The organism is Methanospirillum sp. (assembly GCF_035560735.1).
Lineage (GTDB): Archaea > Halobacteriota > Methanomicrobia > Methanomicrobiales > Methanospirillaceae > Methanospirillum.
Window position 1 is genome coordinate 1 of record NZ_DATMYY010000163.1, and the last position, 3,599, is coordinate 3,599.

9 protein-coding genes are annotated in these 3,599 nt (G+C 45.4%); 1 reads left to right on the top strand and 8 read right to left on the bottom strand.

Going from position 1 to position 3,599, the window contains the following annotated elements; genetic code table 11:
• Positions 1–11 precede the first annotated feature (11 nt).
• Positions 12–578 (bottom strand): hypothetical protein, encoded by a 567-nt coding sequence (locus VN429_RS04985; RefSeq protein WP_325630450.1) that lies wholly within the window; start codon positions 576–578, stop codon positions 12–14.
• A 541-nt stretch (positions 579–1,119) separates the two neighbouring features.
• On the opposite strand from VN429_RS04985, the gene VN429_RS04990 reads away from it, so the two are divergent.
• Entirely contained in the window at positions 1,120–1,314 is a 195-nt protein-coding gene (locus VN429_RS04990) for a hypothetical protein (protein ID WP_325630452.1), read from the top strand.
• 10 nt (positions 1,315–1,324) lie between these two features.
• Here the strand turns inward: VN429_RS04990 and VN429_RS04995 are convergent, their stop codons facing one another.
• The 7 genes from VN429_RS04995 to VN429_RS05025 form a co-directional block, all read right to left on the bottom strand.
• Positions 1,325–1,918: a hypothetical protein gene (locus tag VN429_RS04995; RefSeq protein WP_325630454.1), complete on the bottom strand. Its 594-nt coding sequence runs from the start codon at positions 1,916–1,918 to the stop codon at positions 1,325–1,327.
• Positions 1,915–2,196 carry a hypothetical protein gene (locus VN429_RS05000; RefSeq protein WP_325630456.1) on the bottom strand — a complete coding sequence of 94 codons (282 nt, stop codon included), beginning with the start codon at positions 2,194–2,196 and terminating at the stop codon, positions 1,915–1,917. Before VN429_RS05000 ends, VN429_RS04995 begins: the two co-directional genes overlap by 4 nt.
• Positions 2,193–2,495: a hypothetical protein gene (locus tag VN429_RS05005; protein WP_325630458.1), complete on the bottom strand. Its 303-nt coding sequence runs from the start codon at positions 2,493–2,495 to the stop codon at positions 2,193–2,195. The genes VN429_RS05000 and VN429_RS05005 overlap by 4 nt, the downstream gene beginning before the upstream one ends.
• Complete coding sequence (locus VN429_RS05010; protein WP_325630460.1) at positions 2,492–2,776, bottom strand: hypothetical protein; 285 nt, start codon at positions 2,774–2,776, stop codon at positions 2,492–2,494. Before VN429_RS05010 ends, VN429_RS05005 begins: the two co-directional genes overlap by 4 nt.
• Positions 2,773–2,940: a hypothetical protein gene (locus VN429_RS05015; protein WP_325630462.1), complete on the bottom strand. Its 168-nt coding sequence runs from the start codon at positions 2,938–2,940 to the stop codon at positions 2,773–2,775. The genes VN429_RS05010 and VN429_RS05015 overlap by 4 nt, the downstream gene beginning before the upstream one ends.
• 188 nt (positions 2,941–3,128) lie before the next feature.
• On the bottom strand, positions 3,129–3,356 hold the full coding sequence (locus VN429_RS05020; protein WP_325630465.1) for a hypothetical protein: 228 nt from the start codon (positions 3,354–3,356) through the stop codon (positions 3,129–3,131).
• A gap of 34 nt (positions 3,357–3,390) precedes the next feature.
• Positions 3,391–3,570, bottom strand: coding sequence for a hypothetical protein (locus VN429_RS05025; RefSeq protein WP_325630467.1), 180 nt, complete (start codon positions 3,568–3,570; stop codon positions 3,391–3,393).
• Positions 3,571–3,599: the final 29 nt, after the last annotated feature.

A 3,599-nucleotide genomic window follows, 5' to 3' on the forward strand; every position in this document is an offset into this window, starting at 1 on the left:
CTTTGAGAGAGTCATGGAGACCCTCCTGAAAATTTATGTTTCTTCTCTATTTCGAGGTAAATATCAGAACTGGTTGTGATACTGGTGGTTTGAATCCACTTCCAACCGTCTTCTCTTTCTTCCGATGTTAGTTTATTGAAATGTGCAAACTCGGCCCACTTTTCTGCTTTATCGAGAACTGCCTCATGAAGGATAGAGAAATTCTTAATAAGGTCGATAATTGGATCTGCTTTGTATCCACCAGATCCTCCTCCCTTTTTTGCCTGTTTGGGACCGATATCCTCTAGGATCTTTTTATCTCCAACTTTTGAGAATGAAACAGAGATTTCATCTCCTACATTGAATTGAGACAATTTCTGTTTGACGTTCTCGGTGAAGTTGTAAAATTTGGATGAGACTGGGCTTCCTTGGTAAAAGAAAGAGTATTCCAAGTACGGTTTAGAGGGATCAATCTGTATGATCTTCCCTCCTCCAGATTTTGTTTCCTTTGTTGTTGAAGGCGCTGAATCCTTTTTTGTTACCTTTTTAAGGTTTGACCCTTCTTTCTCATACTCTACATCATCAAAGACCTTCACCAAGGAAACGTCAGCATCGTTGATGAACAGACTGTCTTTTCCTATGACGATGGCATTCCCTTCAAGCCTGGTGATTGTCCCGGAAAGAGGGGAAAATGCTGCTGCTGCACTCATATCACCACCCCGTACAGATGGAACATAGTGATTTGGTCAGGTTCATAGCCGTTCCTTCTCTGAACTCGCTCTATATCTTCTGCGAGTTCATGCTCCCCTATTGAGTGTAATCGGATAACCTGCATCGTGATTTGACTGCCCCGGTCACTCATAGGCCTGCACCCCCATTCTTTTCAGAGACCTGATACATCGTTTGCACCGCTGGCCAGGATCGAGCACTGCTTCGGCCAGGAAGATGTTTATCATCCTCCTGCCACACACGGGTTTTTCAGGGTTGAGGAAAATGTGATATTTTCTACCGGCCTTTGAAGTTCTCCACCCGGTTCTGGAAGTCTGCAAAGCGGTCTGCATTCAGATCACTTCCTGAACCATTCTTTGATATTCTAACCCCGTCTGAAATTCTGGGACCAAGAGAGCAAGCCTGAACAAGATGTCACCGATCTCTTTTGCTCTTCTAATCGGGATGATGATTAGTAAAGTGCCAGCATGGCAGTCAATGCACCAGCCAGATCCACCTTCAATACCCATCGGCCGGATTTGGGACCTGGACATAATATCTGCCACCTGGTCGGATAGTCGGGAAGGAATAGGGGTAGATATTTCAATTGATGTTGTTGTCTGGTGATACTCGAGTTTCATGCTCGCTCACCTTCCCGGAGTATGACTTTCAAGACGTAGCGTTCCCCGGTTTTCTCTCCCGGTAAAAGATAGTTTTTAGCGTATTTCTTAAGGAGGCCTTTAATTTCCTGAAGAGTCGGTACGAAATTGTCCTCAATTTCCTTCACAGACTCATCATAATTGAGTTTCAAATTCGCGAGTTTCTGGACCTGGAGAAGTTTGTATTGATCAGGCCTTTCTTTTTTGAGAAGGGCAGTATTAGGTCGTTGATTACCGGTGATGTCTTCTTTCTCCACTGCCAGGTTTCCATCCCGATAGTCCCCTCTCTTGTAGGCGTCTTCAAGGATCTGCCCTGACTTTTTGTTCATACTGTCCGCACCTTTCTTCAGGACATTAGAGAGTTCAATGAGTTTACGGGCAGAGTCAGAGAGGAGCATTGAATCATAGAGGGTATCATCAATACCGTCAATCAGGAGCACAGAGAGGTTATCGAGGGCGGTATCAACCTGGGAAGTTATCCCGAGAATTAAGTCAGTAAGTGGATCATCACCCTCATGAAACTTCACGGCTTTTTCTTCGGCTATTTGATCAAAGAGGCCGACCTGTGTCATAATTTACCCCCTACAGGCCTTCCTTCATAATTGAAATTAATCCAGGAATTATAGGCTTCCTCTATGGATGGAAATAGAAAATCATAATCAGGAAGATTGTGATGGCATGCAAATTGCCAGGTTACACTTCGACCCCCTTTTACGGGCAAATATTGACCCTGACCTGAAACAAACCATCCTTTATACAGCCCATTAATGAATTCAATACCCCATCCGGTATCTCCAATTCGATAATACTCATCAGATACTTTGATGAGTTCATTTTCGTCAGGTGTCATACCACCACCTCCGGACCAGATTCAAATTTGTCTGCGGGGTATTCTTCGTCTAATTTGAGGTATTGTTCTCGAATCTTCTTGATCGTCTCAGTAGCAACGATCAGAGATTCTGAAGCCTCATACAACTCCGTGAACGAGTTCAGGCCGGCGTATGGGAGATCTTCGAGGATTGCATCAGCAGTTTTGAGAAGATCCTTCTTTTTCCCCTGTGCCTCGATCCATCTTTCTAGTTCCAGAGATACATCAGGAGGCTGAAGCCACATCTCATGAGCACGGGTAAGGGCTACATCAGACATCATGCTGATGGCTCCATTAAGGCAAGGCCACTTGATACTCTTTCTTGGATGTAAAATTCGGGGTCTTTGCCGTAGAATTTTGGGGTTCTACTGAAATTGCAAAAACTAAATTCAAACCATTCAGAATGGTCTCTTATGGCACATTCTACTGCATACTCAGTAGCCCGTTTTTTGTTCTTTGCCCATCTCTGTAGGTCCGGGACCTTGGTAGCCATATAATTCGTGAAATCGTCAAAAAATTCATCTCGAACCGATATCGTAGTCTTGGACGAGTTGAACTTCATGCTGCCGCCCTCCTCTGCCAGAAGGTGTTCAGACCGGGTTCGCATCCTGCCGGACATCCACGTCTGATATAGGATACAAGAGTGACCCCTTCACCGGGCCTTGCAACTGCCCAACGCCCCAGGCGGGCAAACTGACACGTCCTGCAGGTGCCAATGGAAGTCATTCTCCATCCTCCTCTAGAATAATCCCTCGATCTTCGACCATGACCGCCTTGAAGAGTACGAAGGGAACGGCTGGATATGATGCCTTATGAGCCTGGATGAGGTCTTCTCGATTGAATCGCTCACCTCTCACGGACCTGCATTTCGGGGTATGAAACCAGGCTGACTCATCTGGAGTTGTAGATAACATTCAAATCAGCCCCCTGATTGCATCCTCACTTTCTGGCCGGTTCTTTTTCTCTTCCCGGAGGATCGCGTATCCGGTTACTGGGCTGGTTTCTGATCTAATGAGTCTGCCAAATACACGGCAGGGTTCAGAAAGGGTTATGTCGCCGTCAGTCGATACCTTTGTAATATCCCGGTCTGTAATCTGGTTGGCGCCGATAATGGGCCGGGATTCTTTTTCATTTGAATTCATATTATCACGAATCCTGTTTTTTTCTCGAATGCTCTCAAGCTTTCAACGCTAACGCCAATGCGCTGGCTTCTGGTAAATTCGTCTTCGCATAATCGTGAAATCGATAGACTGCGGCAAATACTACCATCCTCTTGGTGAATCCCTTCTTCTTGAGGTCCTCGAAAATCGCATCGATCTCCGGAGGGACATCTTTCACGTTGATTTGATCTGTCATTCAGTTACTTCACCCCATTTTGGGTATAC

Excerpts from the sequence above, each read along its gene's own strand:
- VN429_RS05020 (WP_325630465.1), bottom strand. The coding sequence starts at position 3,356 with ATGAATTCAAATGAAAAAGAATCCCGGCCCATTATCGGCGCCAACCAG.
- VN429_RS05015 (WP_325630462.1), bottom strand. The coding sequence starts at position 2,940 with ATGACTTCCATTGGCACCTGCAGGACGTGTCAGTTTGCCCGCCTGGGG.
- VN429_RS04995 (WP_325630454.1), bottom strand. The coding sequence starts at position 1,918 with ATGACACAGGTCGGCCTCTTTGATCAAATAGCCGAAGAAAAAGCCGTG.
- VN429_RS05025 (WP_325630467.1), bottom strand. The coding sequence starts at position 3,570 with ATGACAGATCAAATCAACGTGAAAGATGTCCCTCCGGAGATCGATGCG.
- VN429_RS05000 (WP_325630456.1), bottom strand. The coding sequence starts at position 2,196 with ATGACACCTGACGAAAATGAACTCATCAAAGTATCTGATGAGTATTAT.
- VN429_RS05010 (WP_325630460.1), bottom strand. The coding sequence starts at position 2,776 with ATGAAGTTCAACTCGTCCAAGACTACGATATCGGTTCGAGATGAATTT.
- VN429_RS05005 (WP_325630458.1), bottom strand. The coding sequence starts at position 2,495 with ATGATGTCTGATGTAGCCCTTACCCGTGCTCATGAGATGTGGCTTCAG.
- VN429_RS04990 (WP_325630452.1), top strand. The coding sequence starts at position 1,120 with ATGTCACCGATCTCTTTTGCTCTTCTAATCGGGATGATGATTAGTAAA.